Origin of the sequence: Pseudomonas sp. UMAB-08 (assembly GCF_900095225.1) — a bacterium.
GTDB lineage: Bacteria > Pseudomonadota > Gammaproteobacteria > Pseudomonadales > Pseudomonadaceae > Aquipseudomonas.
Genome location: NZ_LT607414.1, coordinates 504,755 through 526,613, shown reverse-complemented (window position 1 = coordinate 526,613; position 21,859 = coordinate 504,755). Strand labels below are relative to the sequence as shown.

General features: G+C 56.9%; 17 protein-coding genes, 1 tRNA gene and 1 pseudogene. 9 read left to right on the top strand and 10 right to left on the bottom strand.

Features of this window, described 5'->3' with window-relative positions:
* Nucleotides 1-150: 150 nt before the first annotated feature.
* The 8 genes from K0F75_RS02300 to K0F75_RS02265 all read right to left on the bottom strand — a co-directional run bounded on the left by K0F75_RS02300 (nt 151) and on the right by K0F75_RS02265 (nt 10,095).
* Nucleotides 151-1,563: a sigma-54-dependent Fis family transcriptional regulator gene (locus K0F75_RS02300; RefSeq protein WP_219060135.1), complete on the bottom strand. Its 1,413-nt coding sequence runs from the start codon at nt 1,561-1,563 to the stop codon at nt 151-153.
* Nucleotides 1,564-1,565: 2 nt separating this feature from the next.
* Nucleotides 1,566-3,194, bottom strand: a complete 1,629-nt coding sequence (locus K0F75_RS02295) for an ABC transporter ATP-binding protein (RefSeq protein ID WP_219060134.1) — start codon at nt 3,192-3,194, stop codon at nt 1,566-1,568.
* Complete coding sequence (locus tag K0F75_RS02290) at nt 3,172-4,194, bottom strand: ABC transporter permease (protein WP_219060133.1); 1,023 nt, start codon at nt 4,192-4,194, stop codon at nt 3,172-3,174. Before K0F75_RS02290 ends, K0F75_RS02295 begins: the two co-directional genes overlap by 23 nt.
* Entirely contained in the window at nt 4,194-5,267 is a 1,074-nt protein-coding gene (locus K0F75_RS02285; protein ID WP_219060132.1) for a microcin C ABC transporter permease YejB, read from the bottom strand. Before K0F75_RS02285 ends, K0F75_RS02290 begins: the two co-directional genes overlap by 1 nt.
* Nucleotides 5,268-7,136: an extracellular solute-binding protein gene (locus K0F75_RS02280; RefSeq protein ID WP_219060131.1), complete on the bottom strand. Its 1,869-nt coding sequence runs from the start codon at nt 7,134-7,136 to the stop codon at nt 5,268-5,270.
* Between the two features lie 289 nt (nt 7,137-7,425).
* Nucleotides 7,426-7,707 carry a peptidylprolyl isomerase gene (locus tag K0F75_RS02275; RefSeq protein WP_219060130.1) on the bottom strand — a complete coding sequence of 94 codons (282 nt, stop codon included), beginning with the start codon at nt 7,705-7,707 and terminating at the stop codon, nt 7,426-7,428.
* 106 nt (nt 7,708-7,813) lie between these two features.
* Nucleotides 7,814-8,695, bottom strand: coding sequence for a triacylglycerol lipase (locus tag K0F75_RS02270; RefSeq protein ID WP_219060129.1), 882 nt, complete (start codon nt 8,693-8,695; stop codon nt 7,814-7,816).
* A 299-nt stretch (nt 8,696-8,994) separates the two neighbouring features.
* Nucleotides 8,995-10,095: a 3-deoxy-7-phosphoheptulonate synthase gene (locus tag K0F75_RS02265; protein ID WP_219060128.1), complete on the bottom strand. Its 1,101-nt coding sequence runs from the start codon at nt 10,093-10,095 to the stop codon at nt 8,995-8,997.
* Between the two features lie 697 nt (nt 10,096-10,792).
* Here K0F75_RS02265 and K0F75_RS02260 point away from each other — a divergent pair.
* Nucleotides 10,793-11,245 (top strand): GNAT family N-acetyltransferase, encoded by a 453-nt coding sequence (locus K0F75_RS02260; protein ID WP_219060127.1) that lies wholly within the window; start codon nt 10,793-10,795, stop codon nt 11,243-11,245.
* A gap of 77 nt (nt 11,246-11,322) precedes the next feature.
* Here K0F75_RS02260 and K0F75_RS02255 read toward each other — a convergent pair whose 3' ends face one another.
* Nucleotides 11,323-11,556: a DNA-binding protein gene (locus K0F75_RS02255; RefSeq protein WP_219060126.1), complete on the bottom strand. Its 234-nt coding sequence runs from the start codon at nt 11,554-11,556 to the stop codon at nt 11,323-11,325.
* Between the two features lie 81 nt (nt 11,557-11,637).
* On the opposite strand from K0F75_RS02255, the gene K0F75_RS02250 reads away from it, so the two are divergent.
* From K0F75_RS02250 to K0F75_RS02220, 7 genes and pseudogenes are all read left to right on the top strand, one after another.
* The gene (locus tag K0F75_RS02250; protein ID WP_219060125.1) at nt 11,638-12,003 is read left to right on the top strand and encodes a helix-turn-helix domain-containing protein; all 366 of its coding nucleotides are present in this window, start codon (nt 11,638-11,640) and stop codon (nt 12,001-12,003) included.
* A 180-nt stretch (nt 12,004-12,183) separates the two neighbouring features.
* A complete protein-coding gene (uvrY, locus tag K0F75_RS02245; RefSeq protein ID WP_219060124.1) occupies nt 12,184-12,828 on the top strand; it encodes a UvrY/SirA/GacA family response regulator transcription factor in 645 nt (214 codons plus the stop codon).
* Nucleotide 12,829: 1 nt separating this feature from the next.
* Complete coding sequence (uvrC, locus tag K0F75_RS02240; protein ID WP_219060366.1) at nt 12,830-14,653, top strand: excinuclease ABC subunit UvrC; 1,824 nt, start codon at nt 12,830-12,832, stop codon at nt 14,651-14,653.
* Between the two features lie 32 nt (nt 14,654-14,685).
* Complete coding sequence (pgsA, locus tag K0F75_RS02235; protein WP_219060123.1) at nt 14,686-15,246, top strand: CDP-diacylglycerol--glycerol-3-phosphate 3-phosphatidyltransferase; 561 nt, start codon at nt 14,686-14,688, stop codon at nt 15,244-15,246.
* 63 nt (nt 15,247-15,309) lie between these two features.
* A tRNA-Gly gene (locus K0F75_RS02230) sits at nt 15,310-15,385 on the top strand.
* A 235-nt stretch (nt 15,386-15,620) separates the two neighbouring features.
* Entirely contained in the window at nt 15,621-17,456 is a 1,836-nt protein-coding gene (locus K0F75_RS02225; protein ID WP_219060122.1) for an integrase arm-type DNA-binding domain-containing protein, read from the top strand.
* Between the two features lie 846 nt (nt 17,457-18,302).
* A pseudogene (locus K0F75_RS02220) lies at nt 18,303-18,689 on the top strand (electron transfer flavoprotein subunit alpha/FixB family protein); the annotation flags it as partial.
* Nucleotides 18,690-18,769: 80 nt separating this feature from the next.
* Here K0F75_RS02220 and K0F75_RS02215 read toward each other — a convergent pair.
* Complete coding sequence (locus K0F75_RS02215; RefSeq protein ID WP_219060121.1) at nt 18,770-20,638, bottom strand: sigma-54-dependent Fis family transcriptional regulator; 1,869 nt, start codon at nt 20,636-20,638, stop codon at nt 18,770-18,772.
* Nucleotides 20,639-20,951: 313 nt separating this feature from the next.
* On the opposite strand from K0F75_RS02215, the gene K0F75_RS02210 reads away from it, so the two are divergent.
* Nucleotides 20,952-21,752 carry an SDR family NAD(P)-dependent oxidoreductase gene (locus K0F75_RS02210; RefSeq protein WP_219060120.1) on the top strand — a complete coding sequence of 267 codons (801 nt, stop codon included), beginning with the start codon at nt 20,952-20,954 and terminating at the stop codon, nt 21,750-21,752.
* The last annotated feature ends 107 nt before the right edge of the window (nt 21,753-21,859 follow it).

The following is a 21,859-nucleotide window of genomic DNA, read 5'->3' as shown; positions in this document are numbered from 1 at the left end:
TGGAAATAAGAGCGCTTTTTTTGTCTCTTAACAGAGACATCGCGGGCAAGCGCGCTCCTACACTGATGGTGTTTTCCATGTAGGAGCGGGCTTGCCCGCGATGAGGATCATCTATGAAATGCACGTCTCCATAAAGAGACTAAAATCTCTTTAAAGAGACTCTACAATCCCCAGCGCTGTCATTTTTTTGTACAGCGTAGAACGTCCTAGTCCAAGCTGCTTGGCCGCTTCAATGACATTTCCCTTACAGCGCGACAGTGTCGATTCAATCAATTGCCGATCACATCGCTCACGGGCAGCGCTGAACGTTTCTAATTCAGCAGGGCCTTGAGGTATCGCGGGTGTGCTCACTGGAACAAGGGTGCCGATGGCGGCCCGAATCTCGTTGGCATCGAGGATCAGGTCGTCGCTCAGTAAGGCGGCGCGCTCCAGGACGTTTTGCAGTTCGCGGATATTGCCTGGCCAGGCATGTTGGCCGAGCAGGGTGAGGGCCTCGTGGTCCAGTTCGTGCTGGCTGCGCAGTTCCTCCAGAATGGCTTCGCTGAGCGCGGGCAGGTCGTCCAGGCGATCTCGCAGCGGTGGAACCTTGATGGGCAGGACGCTCAGGCGGTAATACAGGTCGGCGCGAAACTCGCCACGCTTGATTGCCGCTTCAAGGTCGGTCGAGGTCGCCGCGATCAGACGGATATCGCTCTGAATCACCTCATTCGAGCCGACCGGTTCGTATTCCTTTTCTTGCAGTACCCGCAGCAATTTGCTTTGCAGGGGCAATGGCATGTCCCCGATTTCATCGAGAAACAGCGTGCCGCCTTGAGCTATCTTCAGCTTGCCGGGCCGACCTTTCCGGTCAGCACCGGTAAACGCGCCGGGTGCGGTGCCGAAGAACTCGGCTTCCAGCAGGGTTTCCGGAATGGCTGCGCTGTTGATGCTGACGAAGGCTTTGTGTGCCCTGGGTGAAGCGCTGTGGATTGCATGCGCCAACAGTTCTTTGCCGGTGCCGGTTTCGCCCAGCAACAAAATAGGTGATTCGGTGCTCGCGCTGCGTCGCGCCCGGCGTTTGACTTCCAGGCTGGCTGCGCTGGTGCCGATAAAGTGGGCGAAGCTGTATTTGGCCTGTCGCGCCCGCAGTAAAGAACGGGTGGACGCCAGTTCTTCTTGCATGCTCAGGTAGCGTTTGAGCAGGGGCGACAGGGCGTGCAGTTCGTCAAACAGGGCAAAGCCGATTGCGCCGATGACCGCGCCGGCATCGTCATGGATCGGCAAGCGCATCACCACCAACGGGTCCTTGGCCGTGTCCATCATGTCCAGGAGGATTGGCCGGCCGTTGTTGACCACCTCGCGCAACAGGCTGCCCGGAATCACGCTTTCACAGGGCTGCCCCACCGCCAGGCTGGCGTCTTGCAGCCCAAAGCGTCGGGCATAACGCTCGTTGATCCAGACGATGCGTGCTTCTTTATCGACGATGACCGTGCCTTCGCTGGACTGCTCGATAATCTCGAACAACGAACGAATCGCCAGCCGCCGTACTCGCGTGTAATCCTTGAGGCTGTCACTGTCTTTCATGGTCAAGCGAACTCCGGATGAGCCGCTGCCAGCAACTCCTTGGTGTACGGGTGTTGCGGCGAATCGAACACATCATGGCTGGCGCCATGCTCAACGACTTTGCCGTCCTTGATCACGATCAGGTCGTGAGCAAGGGCTCTAACCACCGCCAGGTCGTGACTGATGAACAGGTAGGTCAGGCCGTGTTTTTCCTGGAGCTGACGCAGCAGCGCGACGACTTGTTTCTGTACGGTGCGGTCAAGCGCAGAGGTCGGTTCGTCGAGCAGAATCAGGGCCGGCTTGAGCACCAGGGCGCGGGCGATGGCGATGCGCTGGCGCTGCCCGCCGGAAAATTCATGCGGGTAGCGATGACGGCTTTGCGGGTCAAGGCCGACCTCTTCAAGTACCCGAATCACTTCAGCTTCGCACTGCGCTGGACTGAGTTCGCTGTGAACTTCGAGGCCTTCGCTGATGATCTGTTCAACCGACATGCGTGGGCTCAGGCTGCCGTAGGGGTCCTGGAATACCACTTGCATCTGCTTGCGCCAAGGCCGCATCTGCTTGTGGTTCAAGCCGTCCAGCGCGTGCCCCTGAAAGCGGATGCTGCCGCGCGACTCGACCAGCCGCAGGATCGCCTGGCCCAACGTGGACTTGCCCGAGCCCGACTCACCGACGATGCCCAGGGTCTTGCCGCGCTGGATGCTAAGGCTGATGTCGTCGACGGCCTTGAGGTATTCCTTATGGCGACCAAAAATGCCGCCAGCCATGGAAAACCACACGCTCAAGTTGTCGACCTGCAGCACCTTCTCACGGCTATCCCGTGGCAGAGGTTCGCCGGCAGGCTCAGCATCGAGCAACAGTCGGCTGTAAGGATGTTGTGGATGTTTGAACAGCAGATGGCAGTTGGACTGCTCGACGATTTCACCCGCGCGCATCACGCACACGCGCTGGGCGATGCTGTGCACCAGATTGAGGTCATGGCTGATCAGCAACAGCGACATGTTCAGGCGTTGTTGCAGTTCCTTGAGCAGCAGCAGAATCTTGCGTTGCACCGTCACATCAAGGGCCGTGGTTGGCTCGTCGGCAATCAGCAGTTCAGGCTCGCAGGCCAGTGCCATGGCGATCATCACCCGCTGCCGTTGGCCGCCGGACAGTTGATGCGGGTAGGCTTTTAGGCGCTTTTGTGGATGCTGGATGCCCACCAGTTCCAGCAGTTCGAGAATTCGCCATTGGGCTGCTTTGCCGCTAAGGCCCTTGTGCAGCAGCAACGTTTCGCCGATCTGTTTGGACACCGTGTGCAAAGGGTTGAGCGAGGTCATCGGCTCCTGGAAAATCATGGCAATGCGGTTGCCGCGGAGTTCGCGCAGGGCTTTGTCATCGGCACCGATCAACTGCTGGCCGCGATAACGGATACTCCCCGTGGTCTGCGTGCCGCTTTTGGGCAGCAGTTGCAGGATCGAGTGGGCGGTCACCGACTTGCCCGAGCCCGATTCACCCACCAGCGCCAGACACTCACCGATCGGGATATCCAGGCTCAGGTTGTTGACCACGGTCTGCCCATTGAAGGCGACAGTCAGGTCGCGAATTTCAATCAGGTTGTCGGACGTTGCAGACAGAGTGTCTGACATTTCAAGACCTCGGGTCGAAGGCATCACGTAACGCTTCGCCAATAAAAACCAGTAGGGACAGGATGAGCGCCAGGGTGAAGAACGCCGTCAGGCCGAGCCAGGGGGCTTGTAGGTTCTGCTTGCCCTGGCCGATCAGTTCGCCCAAAGAGGCACTGCCCGCAGGCATGCCGAACCCGAGAAAATCCAGCGCGGTCAGGGTTGAGATCGCCCCGGTCAGAATAAACGGCAGGTAACTCAAGGTGGCGTTCATGGCGTTGGGCAGGATATGGCGCATGATCACCTTGCTGTCATCCAGGCCCAGCGCTCGGGCTGCCTTGACGTATTCCAGGTTGCGCCCGCGCAGAAATTCGGCGCGCACGACATCCACCAGGGTCAGCCAGGAGAAGAGCGCCATGATCCCCAGGAGCCACCAGAAATTCGGTTCGACAAACCCCGACAGAATGATCAGCAGATAAAGCACCGGCAGGCCGGACCAGACTTCCAGTAAGCGCTGGCCGATCAAATCAACCCAGCCTCCGTAATAGCCTTGCAGCGCACCAGCCGCAATGCCAATCAGCGTGCTAATCAAGGTCAGGGCCAAGGCAAACAGGATCGACACTCGCGCCCCGAAAATCACCCGTGCCAGCACGTCGCGCGACTGGTCGTCGGTGCCCAGCCAGTTGGTGGTGGTCGGTGGGCTGGGCGCTGGACGGGTCAGCTCATAGTTGGGTGTGTCGTCGCTAAAAGGGATGGGCGGGAACAGCATCCAGCCACCGTCCTTGGCGATTAACGTGCGCACGTAATCGCTTCGGTAATCCGGCTGGAAGGGCAGTTGTCCGCCGAATTCCTGCTCGGTGTAGCGTTTGAACGCCGGGAAATACAACGAATGCTGGTAACTGAGTACCAGCGGTTTGTCGTTGGCGATCAATTCGCCGCCCAGGGTCAGGAGGAACAGCCCGACGAATAGCCATAGTGCCCACCAGCCTCGACGGTTATGGCGAAAGCGATCGAAGCGGCGGCGGCCTAGTGGGGAAAGTCTGAACATCAGGCGTTCCTCGCACTGAAATCGATTCGAGGGTCGACCAGCGTGTAGCAGACATCGCCGATCAGTTTTATCACGAGGCCGAACAGGGTAAAGATGAACAACGAGCCGAACACCACTGGATAGTCCCGCGACACAGCCGCTTCGTAGCTCATGCGGCCCAGGCCATCGAGGGAGAAGATCACTTCGATCAACAGCGAACCGGCGAAAAATACGCTGATGAATGCTTGAGGAATGCCCGCTACCACCAGCAACATGGCGTTGCGGAACACATGGCCGTACAGCACGCGACGCTCGCTTAACCCCTTGGCCCGCGCCGTGACCACGTATTGACGCGTGACTTCGTTGAGAAACGAGTTTTTGGTCAGGATGGTCAGTGTGGCAAAACCGCCGATCACCAAGGACGCCACAGGCAGTACCAGATGCCAGAAGTAATCGGCGATCTTGCCCACCGTCGACAATTGCTGAAAGTTTTCCGACACCAGGCCGCGCACCGGGAACCAGTTCAATGAAGTGCCACCGGCAAATACCACTACCAGCAACATGGCAAACAGAAAGGCCGGCATGGCATAGCCGATGATGATGGCGGTGCTGCTCCAGATATCGAAGTGGCTGCCATGTTTGACGGCTTTGCGGATGCCCAGCGGAATCGAGATCAGGTAGGTGATCAGCGTCGCCCACAGCCCGAGAGATATCGAGACGGGCATCTTCTGCAGGATCAGGTCTGTCACTTTGGCGCCGCGAAAGAAGCTGTTGCCAAAATCCAGTTGGGCGTAGTTCTTGAGCATCAGCCAGAGACGTTCGTGGAGCGGTTTGTCAAAGCCATACTGGTGTTCAATTTCCTTGATCAGCTTGGGATCAAGGCCGCGACTGGCGCGTGAAGCATTGCTGCCGCCGACCGACTCTGCCGCCGCGCCACCGACTGCAGTGCTGGCGCCGCCGATGCCTTGCAGTCGGGCAATCGCCTGTTCTACCGGACCGCCAGGTGCAGCCTGAACGATAAAAAAATTGACCAGCAGGATGCACAGCAGCGTGGGGATGATCAGTAGCAACCGTCGCAGCAGATAACCGAGCATTCAATTCACCTCCGCTGGGTTGGCCGAAGCACCGCGCTTGGCCGCGAATTGCTCGTTTGTCAGCGCAGCCGGGCTGATTTCCCACCAGGTCTCGACGGCTTCACCGTTGCTCGCCTGCACGGCTGGAATGCCAAAACGGTTCCACCAGACGGTGGCCGAGCCAGGCGGGTAATAGTTGGGAATCCAGTAGTAACCCCATTGCAACACCCGGTCCAGGGCGTGGGCGTAGTTGACCATGGTCGATTTTTTATCGGCCTTGACCAAATTACTGATCAGGCTGTCGACAGCGGGGTCCTGTAACACCATGTAGTTGCTCGAGCCTGGGTCCTTGGCGCCTTTGGAGCCGAAGCAGTTATATAACTCCGCTCCGGGCGAGGACGACACCGGATAGCCGCTGACGATCATGTCGTAATCCCGGGCCATAACTCGATTGAGGTACTGCGCAGCGTCGATGCGGCGAATGTCGAACGTAACCCCGATTTGCGCCAGGTTGCGCTTGTAAGGCAGTAGCAGTCGCTCGAACCCGGCCTGGCCATTGAGGAAAGTGAAACTCAGTGGTTCGCCAGCAGCGTTGACCAACTTGTCGCCCTGGGGCATCCAGCCCGCTTCTTCCAGCAGCCCTAGAGCCTTTAACTGCTTGTCGCGGATGAACCCTGAGCCATCGGTTTTCGACGCCTGGAATACCTGGGTGAATACCTCGCCCGGAACCTGGCCGCGCAATGGCTCGAGAATCTTCAACTCTTCAGCACTGGCGGCGTGATCAGCAGCCAGCGGTCCATTAGAGAAGTAGCTGCTCTGACGCACATACACGTTGTGCATCATCTGCCGGTTGCTCCACTCGAAATCCCAGAGCATGGACAACGCTTCGCGTACCCGGCGGTCTTGAAACATGGGCCGTTGCAGATTGAAAACAAACCCCTGCGAACTCTGTATGGCGCCTTTGGCCAACTGCGCCTTTTGCAAGCGACCATCGCTCAGGGCTGGGCTGTCATAACCGATGGAGTAGCTGGTTGCCGAGTACTCACGGTTGTAATCGTAGGCGCCGCCGCGCAGCACTTGGCGGGCAACGTCGATGTCGCCAAAGTATTCGACGCTGAACTGATCGAAGTTATAGAAACCGCGGCTGACCGGCAGGTCCTTGCCCCACCAGTTCGGGTCGCGTTCGAACGTGATGCTACGTCCGGCATCGACTTTGCTCACTTTATAGGGACCGCTGCCCAACGGAATTTCAAAACCGCCACCGTTCGCGAAGTCGCGGGTTTTCCACCAATGCTCGGGGAAAACCGGCAGTGAGGCCAGATCCAACGGCAGGGTGCGGTTATCATTGTTTTTGAAGTCGAAGCGGATCTGTGTCGGCGACTCGACCTCGACGTTCTTCACTTCTTCGAACTGAGTGCGGTATTGCAGGCTGCCCTGGGTCATCAGCAGATTGAAGGTGTAACGCACATCTTCAGCGGTTATCGGCGTGTCATCAGCGAAACGTGCGTTGGGATTGAGGAAGAAACGCAAGGACAAGCCGTCTTCACTGCGCTCCATCTGCTGCGCGACCAAACCGTAAACCGTGTAGGGCTCGTCCAGCGAGCGCACCGCGAGCGGGGAATAGAGCAGGCCGCTGAGCTGCGAGACGCCGGTGCCCTTGTCGATATAGGGCAGCAAGTGGTCGAACTGGCCAATTTCCTGCGCCGAACGACGCATGCTGCCACCTTTGGGGGCATCAGGGTTGACGTAGTCGAAGTGGGTGAATGTGGCTGGATATTTGGGCTGCTCGCCATAGACAGTCAGGGCATGCTGGGGGGCTGCGGACACGTATTGAAAGCCTGAAATCAAGGCTAGCGCTGCGAAAATCAGTGATGAAAAAACAAAACGCATTGCTCGATCCTGACTGACGTTCGCAAGCGAATGTCAGGGTTAAGGGTAAAAAACCAAGGCCTTGAAGAAACCTGCTGGGTCACAGGCTGCATTGTGTCTGAATGCCGAGAGTGAATAGCCGCGCGGTAACGATGTCACTGACATATGAAGTTGCACAATCTGTTTTTTTGCCCGGTGGCATGAATGGCTTGAATGACCCAGGCCATTGGGGAGTGCTGGAGAGGAGGGAGCACACATAAAAACGGCCCGTCAGGCAGACGGGCCGTTTGAGGCGATCAGCGGCGGACTATCAGTCCTGGCGGCTGGTCACTTCCAGCAAGTGATAACCGAACTGGGTTTTCACGGGGCCTTGTACGACGTTGACTGGCGCGCTGAACACGACAGTGTCGAATTCCTTAACCATCTGGCCTGGACCGAACGAGCCCAGATCGCCGCCTTGACGGCTGGACGGGCAGCTCGAATTGGCTTTGGCGACTTCGGCGAAATCAGCGCCGGCTTCGATTTGGGTTTTCAGTTCGTTGCACTTTTCTTCGCTGGCAACAAGGATGTGGCGGGCAGTGGCTTTAGCCATGGGAACGTACTCCTGTCAAAAAAAGGAAGAGCCTACCGGATTAAGGAAGGCATTTCTCGCGAAAGTTCCTTCCAGCGTCCCAGCGGTCAGCTTCGCTTTGGATGTTTTATAAACCTTCGCTTTTAAGCCGCATGGCGTGTTCCACATAGAGCTTGATCGGGTCGACGCCTTTTCGCACTGCGCCTGCAGTTTGATTCACCGTGTCCAGGTGATCCATCGCATAGTCCGAGCGGATCACCTTGCCCAAGTGCGAGCTGTAACGGCCGACGAAGCCGTCATTTTGCTCTTTCTCGTTCTGGAATAATTGTGCATAGCTGCGACACGCCAAGTGCAGCGGGTCCACGATGTTATGCCCTTCTTCGAATAGCGTTCCTTTGATGACCCCGCTCCAGGAGTAATAACGCACACCGTCCACCTGCTCAGCGCCTTCACCTCCCCAGATTGCGGGCAGGCCTTGCGGGTATTTTTGGTTGAATGAGGCGACGCCTTCTGTGGTCAATGCGTCAAGCGCCTGTAGGGTGTCTTGCGGCAGTTGGGGATTACCGCTGAGCAAGGCCAAAAAGTGCGCAAACCCTGCGGTCAGGGTGGCAGCAACTTTTTCCGGTAGTGCTCCAGGCGTAAAAGCTTTACGCAGCTGGTCCGCCAGCTCCGAGCCATGATTGGCGCCGCTGACAGACGTTACCGAGGCGATGTGTTCTGGATGGGTCGCAGCGGCATAACGCGCCGCCAGCGGGCCTTGGCTGTGGGCAATCAGATTGACTTTCTGTGAGCCGGTTTGCTCCAGGATGTGGGCGATCTGTACGAGCAGTTGCTCACCACGGACTTCGTTGCTGTGGGCGCCGGACAGGGAGGGTACGTACACCCGGGCGCCGGCGTTTTCCAGCGCTTCTTTGATGCCATGAAAAATGGTGATGTTGCCGATCCGCTCGAAGCCGAGCAGGCCGTGGACCAGCAGTATGGGGAATTTTGTTGTCGCGTGAGCGTTCATCGTTGACCTGTGTGTTTGCCTGGAATGTGCAAACCACATTAGCTGCAGATGGGCCGTCGCAATGGCCCTGGATTTTGCCTCGGTAGTGCCGGCGACACAGGCGCTTGATTCAGTGGTTGAGGGCCAGTCCGGCAGACTGCGTGGCGTGCAGCGGCATGCACGTCCACCGGGTCTTGTTTCGGAGAGCGACCGGGAGGGTTCCCGACAACCTGTGCCGGGATAACCGCGCGATCCAGATGCTTTTTATGGCTGAAAAAAAGCAGGTCGGCTACGGGCTGCCAGCCGATTTCCTGCTCCGGTCAACATGTGCTCGCTGCCTGACGCCGTAAGGCGGTCGCCGCGTCGCGCAATAACTGCTCGGTACCGTCCCAGCCCAGGCAACCATCTGTGACCGAAACTCCGTAACGCAAGGTTTCGCTCAGTGGTTGGCACCCTTCAAACAGATGGCTTTCCAGCATCATGCCGATCAACGACCGGTCGCCCTGCAAGCGCTGCTCAAGCACATCGTTGAATACTTCAGGCTGACGCAACGGGTCTTTGCCACTGTTGGCGTGGCTGCAATCGACCATGATTCGCGTCGGGATGCCGACCTTTTCCAGGCTGGTGCGTACGCTCGCAATGCTTTGACTGTCGTAGTTGGTCCCGCGATGACCGCCGCGCAAGACCATGTGCGTGTCCGGGTTGCCCTGGGTTTCAATGATCGCTGGATGACCGTGTCGATCAATGCCGAAATGCCGATGCGCATGCGCCGCTGAACGCATGGCGTCGGTAGCAATCGCGACTCCGCCATCCGTGCCGTTCTTGAAGCCGACAGGCATTGCCAAACCACTGGCCATTTCTCGATGGATCTGTGATTCGGTGGTCCTTGCGCCTATGGCCACCCAACTGAGCAGATCGTCGAAGTAACCGGCTACCATGGGCTGCAGGGTTTCGGTGGCGATGGGCAGGCCCATACGCAGCATGTCGCGCATCAGTTCGCGGGACAGTGCCAGGCCACCGGCCATGTCGTCACTGCCATCAAGCTGCGGATCGTAGGCCAATCCTTTCCAGCCAACCGTGGTGCGTGGTTTTTCGACGTAGGCACGCATCACCAGCATCAGTTGATCGTCGACCTCGGCGGACAGCTTCGCCAGACGTTCGGCGTATTCGAGGGCAGAGCGCGGATCGTGGATCGAGCAAGGGCCGACGATCACTAACAGACGGGAGTCTTCACCGTCGAGAATCGCACGGGCCGCTTGGCGATGGGCTGCAACCTGATGGCTAAGGGCAATGTCGAGGGGCAACTGGTGTTTGAGTTGCAGGGTGCTGGGTAGACGCTGTGGGGCAGGGACGCTGTCGATCAGGGTCACACTGTGGGGCAACAGGTCAGAAAGGGGTTTTACGGCGACGGATGAGTTCATGTTCTGGCTTCCTGGGCGGGCGCGGGGGATTTCCGCACTCGACGCCCTATTGGGGTGTTCGACAATTGGCCGCACTGGCCTTTAGTGCTGTCTTGCCACCTGAAAGTGACCGGTCGGAGGCGGCAGGCTGTCCCGAGCGGAGGCTGCTAAATCGCCAGATGAAGCTGATGTCGTTGCGGTAATAAGTGGCGTAGTTCATGTCGTGTTCCTTGATTCGATTCAATGGGGTTGCAATTCAGTACAAGCAGATGTTTCTGGTGGCCCGAAAAAACAAAACCCCCGGTCGGGTAGCCGGCCGGGGGTAGAGAATTCTCTGGTTGGAGGCCCTTTTAGTGTGGGCGCCGTATGGGTATCAGGCGCGCCAGTGGCTAAACCAATACCCAAAATAAGAGTTGACCTGCTGGGAGACTGCGCATTGTACATTCCACGCAGCCACTGCCGTTACCGGGCGTTGGACGCTGGTAAAATTGCAGTTCGGCGATTGGATGTGCGACATGGCGGCTCTCCAGTAGGTACAGTGAGCTTACTGTAGACAGGGCTTTGGGTTCAATGGGGTATTTCCATCGGGTCTCAAAACACTACGTCTTTTGCGTGCTGCCAGTGCTGGCGGAGATCTGTCACGGATAGCCAATCGGGATTTGCAAGGCTGATCAGCCAGGGCTGTGCCTGTGGTTGATTGAAGCGCTAGGGGGTAGGGATGACTGTGAAGCTTCGCAAGGCCACCGCTGCCGATCTGAGTTTTGCTCGTGAGCTGACGAGGGTGAATATGCGTGAGTATTACGCCGAATATGCTCGGGTTTGGCAGGGGCAGTCGTTTGATGATGAGTGGGAGGCACGCCAGAGCTTCATCATCAACAAGGCAGACAAGCCTGTCGGCTTTCTCAGTTTCAGCCTGGAGCCGCACTATTTGTATCTGCGCGATGTGCAGTTGTGCGAACCCTACCGAGGCGAGGGCATCGGGGGGTGGGTGATGGGGCAGATAACGTCGATGGCTTACGCGTTAGGGGCCAGGAGCATCCGGCTGAAAGTGTTTAAAAGTAATCCAGCGGTGCAATTGTATCGACGGCAGGGCTACGAGGTTGTCGGGCAAGAGAAGGCGTTGTTCTGGATGGAGCGTATATTAGAGGGCTCAGCTGTTTGCCGAGAGTAATCGACCACGCTTCGTCTAGACTGTTTCAACAGGTACATCAACCAAGGTACTGTGAGGCGATGCATCGTTTGCGGGCGTTAGTCGAGCGCCAATGCGGGACCCAACACTTTGTCGGTGGGTATGCTGCCGATTTTCATTCCCAGCAAAACTGCTACTTTGTGAGCTTCTCCGCGCCGACCTTTTTTGCGCCCTGCAAGTACTTGATAGGTAGTGGCCGGGTCAATGCTGTTTTCCCGAGCGAACTCCTGAACAGATTTACCTTGTTGTTCAAGCCAGGCCTTGGCTTGTGCAGCGGTGCGTATTCCGGGCATAGTTCAAAACCGTTCAAATTAGTTTAACTTAGCTCGATTCTACCATTCGTAAGGATGGGGTCAACAGGATTATGCATTCAAATGAGTGGAATAGGTTCCAGGCTACGAAAAGAAAGAGAACGCCTAGGGCTGTCTCAACGAGCTTTTGGTGAAATAGGTGGTGTAGAAGCGAATGCTCAGGGAAAGTATGAAAGCGGCGACCGCGCCCCAAAGGCGGATTATCTGGCGGCTGTAGCAGCCAGAGGCGTGGACGTTTTGTTTGTACTCACCGGCACCCATACCCCGACGCCTGTCGATAACCTGAGCCAGACGGAAGAAAAAATACTGGGAAGTTTCAGAACCTTGCATAAAGAAGACCAGGACGCCATCAGGCGACTGACCACGACCATGGCTGAGCTGTCTGCGTCATACGCAACCAACAATAAGGCAACGTCAGAGGAGGGGTAAGCGGGCTTGTCTTTTAAGGTTTTCAGAAAAAAATCAAATATATGAATACGTTAGTGGTAGCGTGTGTAACACGCTGTCCACGCATCGACTTTGCACCAATACCGAGCTTCGGGCTAGGTCTTGCGCGCCGTTTTTGCTAAGGTCACAGCCTTTGTTATGACCGTTTTGTGAGGTGTCTGCTTGATTAGGGTGCTAGTAGTCGATGACCATGATCTCGTTCGAACAGGCATTACACGGATGTTGGCCGATATCGATGGCTTGCAGGTAGTCGGGGAGGCTGATTCAGGTGAAGAGTCCCTGAAACAAGCGCGTGAGCTAAAACCCGATGTTGTGTTGATGGACGTCAAGATGCCTGGCATAGGCGGTCTGGAAGCAACCCGCAAGTTGCTGCGCAGTCATCCCGACATTAAAGTTGTGGCTGTGACGGTGTGTGAAGATGACCCATTCCCGACCCGGCTGTTGCAAGCAGGCGCGGCAGGTTACATGACCAAGGGTGCAGGCCTTGCTGAAATGGTTCAGGCCATCCGGCTTGTTTTTGCCGGGCAGCGCTACATCAGCCCGCAGATCGCCCAGCAACTCGCGCTCAAGTCTTTTCAGCCGCAAAGTAATAATTCGCCGTTCGACCTGCTGTCGGAGCGCGAAATTCAGATTGCCCTGATGATCGTGGGTTGCCAGAAAGTCCAGGCTATCTCCGATAAACTGTGCCTGTCGCCCAAAACCGTGAACACCTACCGTTACCGTATCTTTGAAAAGCTCTCGATCAGCAGCGATGTCGAACTGGCCTTGTTGGCGGTACGTCACGGCATGGTCGATGCCAGTCTCTGAAATGACCCAACCGTTCGATCCAGGCGCATTTCTTTCAACCTGCAGTGGCCGTCCCGGCGTGTATCGCATGTTCGATGCCGAGGCACGTCTGCTGTATGTCGGCAAAGCCAAGAATCTGAAAAAGCGGCTTGCCAGCTATTTCCGCAAGACGGGGCACGCGCCCAAAACCGGTGCGCTGGTCGCTCGAATCGCACAGATCGAAACCACCATCACCGCCAATGAGACTGAAGCCCTGCTGTTGGAGCAGACACTCATCAAGGAGTGGCGGCCGCCTTACAACATCCTGCTGCGCGACGATAAGTCTTATCCCTACGTCTATCTGTCGGACAGTGATTACCCCCGGCTGAGTATCCATCGCGGCGCAAAGAAGCCCAAAGGTCGATACTTCGGTCCGTATCCAAGCGCCGGTGCTATTCGGGAAAGTCTGAGTCTGCTGCAAAAAACCTTTCTGGTTCGTCAATGCGAAGACAGCTATTTCAAGAATCGCACCCGTCCGTGTTTGCAGTACCAGATCAAGCGTTGCAAGGGGCCCTGTGTCGGCCTGGTCGAGCCTGAGGTATATGCCCAGGACGTGCGGCACTCGATCATGTTTCTCGAGGGACGCAGCAACGCGCTGACTGACGAGCTTAATGCCGCCATGGAAAAAGCCGCCATGACCCTGGATTTTGAACGTGCCGCCGAACTGCGTGATCAGATCTCGCTTTTGCGCCGTGTCCAGGATCAACAGAGCATGGACGGCGGAACCGGCGACGTAGATGTGGTCGCGGCGTTCGTCAATCCGGGTGGCGCCTGTGTTCACTTGATCAGCGTGCGCGGTGGGCGCGTGTTGGGCAGCAAGAGCTTTTTTCCTCAGGTGGGTATCGAGGAGGAAGTGGGCGAAGTCATGGCAGCATTCCTGGCTCAGTATTTCCTGGGGGGGCATGACCGTGAGCTGCCGAGCGAAGTTATCGTCAACGTGGTTCATGAGGACTTTCCGACCTTGATCGACGCGATTGAAGCGTTGCGAGGGCATGAAATGACCATCAGTCATCGGGTCCGGGGTACGCGGGCGCGCTGGCAACAATTGGCCGTGACCAATGCCGAGCAGGCATTGTCGGCACGCCTGGCCAACCGTCAGCACGTGACAGCTCGTTTTGACGCGCTGGCCAAGGTATTGAACCTCGACGAATCACCACAGCGCCTTGAGTGTTACGACATCAGTCACTCCAGCGGTGAGGCGACGGTCGCTTCCTGCGTGGTCTTCGGTCCAGAAGGGCCGATAAAGTCGGATTATCGGCGCTACAACATCGAAGGCGTCACGGCTGGCGACGATTATGCAGCCATGCACCAGGCCCTGACTCGTCGCTTCAGCAAGCTCAAAGAGGGAGAGGGCAAGTTGCCCGATATCCTGTTGGTAGATGGCGGCAAGGGGCAGTTATCCATGGCCCGCGATGTACTGAACGAACTGGCGGTGCCCGATTTGATCCTGTTGGGCGTTGCCAAAGGTGCCACACGCAAGGCAGGATTCGAGACGCTGTACCTCAACGACGCTGCGCATGAGTTCACCTTGCCTGGCGATTCTCCGGCATTGCACTTGATCCAGCAGATCCGTGACGAAGCTCACCGCTTCGCCATCACCGGGCATCGCGCGCGACGCGGGAAGACACGGCGCACCTCGACTCTTGAGGGCGTGGCCGGTGTCGGCCCGACTCGGCGCCGCGACCTGCTCAAACACTTCGGTGGATTGCAGGAATTGTCCCGCGCCAGCGTTGAAGAAATAGCCAAAGCACCCGGAATTAGTAAAAAGCTCGCAGAGTCGATTTATGCAAACCTGCACAGCGAGTAGAATGCTCGCTCACCTCGTAGCCAGTTGTGCCGATGAATATCCCTAATCTGATCACCGTATTACGTGTCCTGCTGATTCCGATCTTCATTCTGCTGTTTTACCTGCCTTATTCATGGAGCTACATGGCAGCCAGTACGGTCTTCGCGATCGCTGCGGCTACGGATTGGCTCGATGGCTATCTGGCGCGTCGCCTTGAACAAAGCACGCCCTTTGGTGCCTTTCTCGACCCTGTGGCCGACAAGCTGATGGTGGCCGTGGCGCTGGTGTTGCTGGTTCAGGAACACGCCAATCTATGGCTGACACTGCCAGCGGCGGTCATCATCGGCCGCGAGATCGTGATTTCCGCATTGCGTGAGTGGATGGCCGAGATAGGTGCTCGGGCACACGTCGCCGTTTCCAATCTGGGTAAATGGAAGACTGCCGCGCAGATGCTTGCACTGGTGATTTTGCTGGCTAACCCGCCTGCCTTCACCTTTTGGGTGGTAGTCGGCTACACGCTGCTGCTGATTGCTGCCGGGCTGACTTTATGGTCGATGTTGCAATATTTGCGTGCAGCCTGGCCGCACCTCAAAACCTCAGCGGAAAAAAAATAAGTTTTTGAATCAAAGGGTTGACGTATCAATTTGAATCTATAGAATAGTGGCCTTCACCAAGATGCGGGAATAGCTCAGTTGGTAGAGCACGACCTTGCCAAGGTCGGGGTCGCGAGTTCGAGTCTCGTTTCCCGCTCCAAATATTGCGCTGCAGAGTTCCACTGAATTCTGTAAGCGATTGAAATCAGGGCCTTTAGGCCCTTTTTTCGTTCCGGCGGGAACCACTGAACTCCAGCTCCATCCAGTGCTTTTAAGTCCCGATTTAAGTCCCGAATGAGGATCTTGGATTTGGATATGCACTGAATCGGTTTTTTGCTGGAGCAGCTTGGATAGCGAGACGAGCATCTGGCCCTGACTCTGTTCAGGAGCTCGCAATGGCACTCTCGGATACTACCGTTCGGCAAGCCCGAATCACCGGCAATGACTACACGATAGGCGACACGGATGGGCTTGCGCTCAACGTGACGGCCCGCGGCGGAAAAATCTGGCGTTTCAGATACTACTGGGCGGGGGTGCAAAAGCGCATGTCTCTGGGTAGTTATCCGCAAATCAGCCTCAAAGAAGCTCGTGCGCGACGTGATGAGGCGCGTGCCTTGGTCGCCCAAGGGATCAATCCCTATGAGCACCGTAAACAGCAGCGTCGTGATGTTCATTTTGCGGCAGAGCACACCTTCGAGGCCGTGTTCAATCAGTGGGTGGAGTTCCGTAGGCTGAGCCTGAAGGAAGGACGCCAGAGCACGCTCTCGCAGATCTTGAGAATCTTCAATAAAGATGTCCTGCCCACCCTGGGCGGGCGGTCCATCTACGATATCAATCGTCACGATCTGCTGGATTTATTGAGCAGGATCGAACAGCGCAAGGCCTTAACGACCGCCGAAAAATGCCGGACCTGGTTCAACCAATTGTTCCGCTATGCGCTGGTGAAGATCGGGGGGCTGGAACACAACCCAGCTTCGGACCTTGATGTGGTCGCGCTCCCCAAGCCTCCTGTTACGCACAATCCATTTCTTCGTATGGACGAGCTTCCGGTATTGATGGCTGCTCTTCGAAACTACGGTGGCGCCAGCCAAACTCGGCTTGGCCTTCGGTTGTTGTTGCTGACCGGTGTCCGTACGGGCGAGTTACGGTTGGCAACACCCGATCAGTTCGATCTGGAGAAGCGCTTGTGGGTCATACCAGCGGAAGTGGTGAAACAACTCCAGCTAGCGATGCGGAAACCTGGGAAACAGGCCCAAAATCTACCGCCCTACATCGTCCCGCTGTCGGTTCAGGCGCTTGAGATAGTGCGGTATATGCTTGATCAGGTTGTCCCCGCGCAACGTTACTTATTTGCGCATCGAAGCGACCTTAGCAAGCGCATCAGCGAGAACACTCTGAATGGCGCGTTACGTCGGATGGGGTACGCTGATCAACTCACCGGTCATGGGATGAGGGCGACGATCTCGACGGCGCTGAACGAGATCGGGTACCCGAAGGTGTGGATAGATGCTCAACTTTCTCATGCGGATCCGGACAAGGTTAGTGCGGCCTACAATCACGCGGAATATGTCGAGCAGCGCCGGACCATGATGCAGGACTGGGCGAATCGTCTGGATCTTTGGGGGCAGGGCCAGCTGAAATCGGCAAGCTCTCCTCTGACTATTCGTTTAGAGGGCGCAGCTTCGCTGCCGTTACTGGAAAACGCGAAGGGAAATGCCGTTCTGTACAGCAGCTTTCCACCGGCGACCGCCCCAGCGGCGATGCTGGACAGTGGCGAGAATGCCCCCATGGGGTCCAGCCGATTGCCTGTCGTGGCCGCTCCGACACGGACTGAAAAAGCTCACAACTCTCACATGTCTGACATCCAGTCTGAACGCGCGGAAATGTTGGCCACGTTTGAGGCTTCGAGTAACTTGCCGTTGCTGGTTTTCGCCAGACTGGCCGGCAAATCCCGTGATCAGATCAATCGCGATATTAAGGCTCGGCGCCTGCTGTCTCTGAGCCTGGGGAATCGCGGTCAGCGCATTCCCGATTGGCAGCTTGATCCATTGCGGTACAAATTGGTTCTCGCGGTGCTGATGCAGTCTCCAGATGCGGATTCATGGAAGCTTTATCGCACTCTTTGTAAACCTCATGAGAGACTAAAAGGTCGTTCGCCAATTGATGTACTCACTCTGGAGAACTTCGACATTACTGCACGGATCGTTTGCACTGCCTTAGGCTCACTCTGAGGTGCTGTCTTCGAGCGGTGACAACGGATGTTGCCGCTTGCTTAAGTGCATCTGGCACGAGCTACTTCTGAATGCGTGGAATTCACGAGTTACATGAAATGTTGAAGAGGGGCGGAGAGAGGCTTCTATTGCGCAGAATGACACCATTTGGCAATATCTCGCCCCCGCACTCTCTTGTCAGCTCTCCATCCCTCTCATTTGGGGGCTGCGTCCTAGATAGGGTGGGTAACCCGGCCTCGCGCCGGGTTTTTTATTCGCCCGGCAGGCATAGCTGACGGATAAATTTTGAACATTCAGCGACCCTATGTATGGGGTGCTAGGGGTCGAGTGTTCGAATCACTCCGTCCCGACCATATTTTTCAATGACTTAGCTCAACTCTAGCCAGTTGGGCTTTTTTATTGTCGGGAGATTTTCGGGGCTTCTCGATTTTTCATGTCTGCCTCCGCTTCTGTGAGTTCACGCCGCTTTTGGCCCTTTTTCGCGCTGCCTTTGGCACCAATCCTGTCTGATATTTCTCTTCCTTTCTCAGTTTTTTCGCATGTCAGATAGCCTTGCAAAACGGCCTGTTTCCGGGCGATTAGGGCGTTTATCCTCACCCGCTCCGCGACGCTAAACCCTGGAAGTTCAGTTCCGACTCTTCGTTCTTAAAGGTCACCATCCCAAATCAGCGAAACCGGCTGTACGTCACGCGTGCCGCGCCTTTGAAGACAAACGGAAGCAGCGAAAGCATCTTTAGGTCGGACTTCCGATTGTGCGCTAGGGAAACGGAACAGGGCGCGGGGAGGGCGCCTCCAGGCCCTGTCTGGTTGGTCAACCGATCTTGTATATTTACGGTGTCACTGATTGATACTGGCAAGTCCACGTTAGTGGGCTAAGAGATGACCAAGTCGGGTCGTCCAGAACTGGCGGATGCCAAAACCGTCGTTTCCGGCGGTCGTGGCATGCAGAACGGCGAGAACTTCAAACACCTGTACGCCTTGGCCGACAAGCTGGGCGCTGTTGTGGGTGCTTCGCGCGCCGCAGTCGACGCAGGTTTCGTACCGAACGACATGCAGGTCGGTCAGACCGGCAAAATCGTTGCGCCACAGCTGTACATCGCGGTCGGTATTTCCGGGGCGATCCAGCATTTGGCCGGTATGAAAGACTCCAAAGTGATCGTTGCGATCAACAAAGACGAAGAAGCGCCGATCTTCCAGGTGGCTGATTACGGCCTGGTGGCTGACTTGTTCTAGGCGGTGCCGCAATTGCAACAATTGATCTGAAACGTGAAGCGATGAGGCCAGGCGCTATGTTCGTAGCGTCTGGCGTACGGTCAGTTGTAGGAGCCTTTGCCTGGCATTTTGATCCCGTGCAGGTTCACTTTGCGATAGAGGGTGGCACGAGAAATCCCCATCTCTTGTGCCGCCAGTATGGGTTTCCACCGATTGCGCACCAGCGTGTCGATCAACGCCTGACGTTCCGGGCTGCCGGACACCGTTTCCTGACCCTTTGCCGGGGCACTAATGCCGAGGGTAGCAGGTAAGTCTTCCACACCAATGACGTGGCTTGTACAGACTGCGCACGCGTAGCGCAGCACGTGATGCAACTGACGCATATTGCCTGGCCAGCTGTAGTTCAAGAGCATTTCCAGCGCCGCTTCGCTCAGTTCGAGCCGCTCTCCCGAACGCTGGCACTCTTCATCCAGCAGCTTGTTGATCAGCGCGAGCTTGTCTTTGCGCGCACGTAGCGGCGGTATGTCGAAGCGCGCTCCACTCAAACGGAAATACAGATCTTCGCGAAAGCTCCCAGTTTCTACCAGCGTAGAAATATCACGGTGGCTGGCGCAAATGACTTGGATGTCGATGGACTGCGGCCGGGCACCGCCCAACGGGGCCACCTCACCCTCACTCAGGACTCTGAGCAGGCGTGTTTGCAACATCAGCGGCATATCCCCGATTTCATCCAGGAACAGCGTGCCACCGTCGGCTTGCTGCAGCAGGCCGCGCATGCCTTTGTTGGATGCGCCGGTGAACGCGCCGGCGGCATATCCGAACAGTTCACTCTCAATGAGGTTCTCGGGTATTGCCGCGCAGTTCACTGCAACGAAAGGCTTGTCACATCGCTTGCTCGCCGCATGCAGTTGCAAGGCGAAGTGTTCTTTGCCCGCTCCGGTCTCGCCGTGAATCAGAACCGGCAGCCCGCGGTCCTTGACGCGCACGGCGAGCGCCAACGCTTGAGCAACCTTGGGATCGAGTGCTGAAGCCGCATTGCCAGCCATAGGCACACGGGTGGGTCTTCTTGGCACCTTGAGGCGCACATGCAGACCCATCGACGGCAAGTAGTGGATGCTGTCATCACCGGCGGCCGGTAGCCGCGCTGATGCGAAGGCTTCGTCGATATGAGTGGGGGTCCGGCCACAGCGCTGCAACAGCAGGCGTCGCGCGGGGGGGTTGAGCGCTTCGATGCGGCCATCACGGTCCCAGGCGAACAGGTACTGAGGCTGGCTGTCGACGTAGCCGGGCAGGGGATGGGCCCGTAACACCCACAGGTCCTGGGTGCTGTACATGAAGTAGGCATTTTCAAGGTCGCTGGCACTTTGGATAACCATCTGCCGAATCAGATGCTGGCTGCGCCGGTCATCCGGAGCGCGCACCGAAGATACGTCCAACACCGCCAGGATCTCTCCATTGGGTGAAAATATCGGTGCCGCCGAGCAGGTATTGCCGATGAACGCCGCGCGGAAATGATCATGCTTGTGCACGGTGACCGGCAGTTTGTCGATCAATACAGCGCTGACAGCTGTCGTACCTTCTTCCTTTTCCGACCAGCAGGTGCCGACGTCCATGCCGGAACGGCGGTACTCGCCGCGCAGGGTCGATTCGATCCGGTAGTCGACGGTGCAACCCAGCGTATCGGTGAGCATCACACAGTAATCGGCGTCTCGTACGCGGCTGTGCAGTCGCGACATCTCATCACCGGCCAAGTGCAGGAAATCGTCGACACGCTGGCGGTGTTCATTGATTTGGTGAGCCTCCAGAACCCTGGGGCCCTGCAATGACCCAGGGTCGAGTTTGTAATGCTGTATCGAGCGTCGCCAGGAATCGAGGATGATATTCGGCACCGGCAAGGTCGGGGCATTTCCAGCCGTGCGTAACACGCGATTCACATGTTCGACATGAACCTTAGACAAACCAGAGGACATGGTACCTCCGAAGATTGGATCTTATTTTTCTGTGAGGCTCATTAAAGGCGCGATGGCCGTCCCCTTCAAGCTGAATCGGTCAGCCGGTCCCGGTGAGACATAACATCTCAGCATTCGCAAGGGGACGTGAGGAGGGAGAGCCATTATGTCTTGGTCCCTCCCGCTGTTCTGTCCTCTCACTTAAGTACTCAACCGCTCTGTTACGGACCTTTCAGCCTGTTATTCCGGTATTGGCATTCGACTTGCTCTGACTGTCTCAGTGGGCCGCATGAGACGGCCGTATCTCAATAACAATAATGAACAGAGGCATCACATGAGCGAATCCAAAGCTGTCGATTTCTCCCTTATAGGTAAAGTTGCTCTGGTGACAGGTGCTGGACGTGGTATCGGGCAGGGCATTGCGTTAAGTCTGGCCCAGGCAGGCGCTGACCTGGTGCTCGCGGATTATGATATTGGCATCGCCGAAGAGGCCGCCGCGAACGTTCGCGCCCTGGGTCGTCGAGCTGTCGCCCTGCAAGTCGATGTCAGCAAGGCCGAGAGCGTCGCAAGCATGATTGAACAGGTCAGACAGGCATTTGGCCGTCTCGATGTGGCAGTCAACAACGCCGGTGTGGTCAGCCTCGGCAGGGTCGATGAATTACCGGTCAGCGAATGGGACCGGATCATGAACATCAACGCTCGCGGCGTATTCCTGTGCTGTCAGGCTGAACTCAAGCTGATGCGCGAGCATAAATTCGGGCGAATCATCAACCTGGCCTCGATTGCCGGTAAAGTCGGTTTCCCGGATCTGTCCCATTACAGCGCTTCCAAATTTGCAGTGATCGGCTTTACCAACGCCTTTGCCAAGGAAGTTGCCCGCGAAGGCATCACTGTCAACGCGCTCTGCCCAGGGGTAGTCGGCACCGGTATGTGGCGTGGTGGTGAAGGGCTTTCTGCACGCTGGGCCCTACCTGGGGAAACGGAAGTACAGTCCTGGGAGCGGCACCAGTCCAGCCTCCTGCCCCAAGGGGAAGCCCAAACTGTCGAAGACATGGGCCAACTGGCGGTTTACCTGGCCTGCGCGCCGCATGTCACTGGACAGGCGATAGCCGTCGATGGCGGCTTCTCGCTCTAGTTGAGCTAGCGGGAATGTACTAACCCGCTCACCCCCAATGTTGATAACCACTTTCCCTGGACGCTTAGTTAAGGGAGGCGGATGCGGCTTGCTTGCAGCTTTCAAAA

Excerpts from the sequence above, each read along its gene's own strand:
- K0F75_RS02225 (WP_219060122.1), top strand. The coding sequence starts at position 15,621 with ATGGCACTCTCGGATACTACCGTTCGGCAAGCCCGAATCACCGGCAAT.
- K0F75_RS02275 (WP_219060130.1), bottom strand. The coding sequence starts at position 7,707 with ATGGCTAAAGCCACTGCCCGCCACATCCTTGTTGCCAGCGAAGAAAAG.
- K0F75_RS02285 (WP_219060132.1), bottom strand. The coding sequence starts at position 5,267 with ATGCTCGGTTATCTGCTGCGACGGTTGCTACTGATCATCCCCACGCTG.
- K0F75_RS02260 (WP_219060127.1), top strand. The coding sequence starts at position 10,793 with ATGACTGTGAAGCTTCGCAAGGCCACCGCTGCCGATCTGAGTTTTGCT.
- K0F75_RS02215 (WP_219060121.1), bottom strand. The coding sequence starts at position 20,638 with ATGTCCTCTGGTTTGTCTAAGGTTCATGTCGAACATGTGAATCGCGTG.
- K0F75_RS02300 (WP_219060135.1), bottom strand. The coding sequence starts at position 1,563 with ATGAAAGACAGTGACAGCCTCAAGGATTACACGCGAGTACGGCGGCTG.
- K0F75_RS02280 (WP_219060131.1), bottom strand. The coding sequence starts at position 7,136 with ATGCGTTTTGTTTTTTCATCACTGATTTTCGCAGCGCTAGCCTTGATT.
- K0F75_RS02255 (WP_219060126.1), bottom strand. The coding sequence starts at position 11,556 with ATGCCCGGAATACGCACCGCTGCACAAGCCAAGGCCTGGCTTGAACAA.
- K0F75_RS02265 (WP_219060128.1), bottom strand. The coding sequence starts at position 10,095 with ATGAACTCATCCGTCGCCGTAAAACCCCTTTCTGACCTGTTGCCCCAC.
- uvrC (WP_219060366.1), top strand. The coding sequence starts at position 12,830 with ATGACCCAACCGTTCGATCCAGGCGCATTTCTTTCAACCTGCAGTGGC.
- K0F75_RS02290 (WP_219060133.1), bottom strand. The coding sequence starts at position 4,194 with ATGTTCAGACTTTCCCCACTAGGCCGCCGCCGCTTCGATCGCTTTCGC.
- pgsA (WP_219060123.1), top strand. The coding sequence starts at position 14,686 with ATGAATATCCCTAATCTGATCACCGTATTACGTGTCCTGCTGATTCCG.
- K0F75_RS02270 (WP_219060129.1), bottom strand. The coding sequence starts at position 8,695 with ATGAACGCTCACGCGACAACAAAATTCCCCATACTGCTGGTCCACGGC.
- K0F75_RS02295 (WP_219060134.1), bottom strand. The coding sequence starts at position 3,194 with ATGCCTTCGACCCGAGGTCTTGAAATGTCAGACACTCTGTCTGCAACG.
- K0F75_RS02210 (WP_219060120.1), top strand. The coding sequence starts at position 20,952 with ATGAGCGAATCCAAAGCTGTCGATTTCTCCCTTATAGGTAAAGTTGCT.
- K0F75_RS02250 (WP_219060125.1), top strand. The coding sequence starts at position 11,638 with ATGAGTGGAATAGGTTCCAGGCTACGAAAAGAAAGAGAACGCCTAGGG.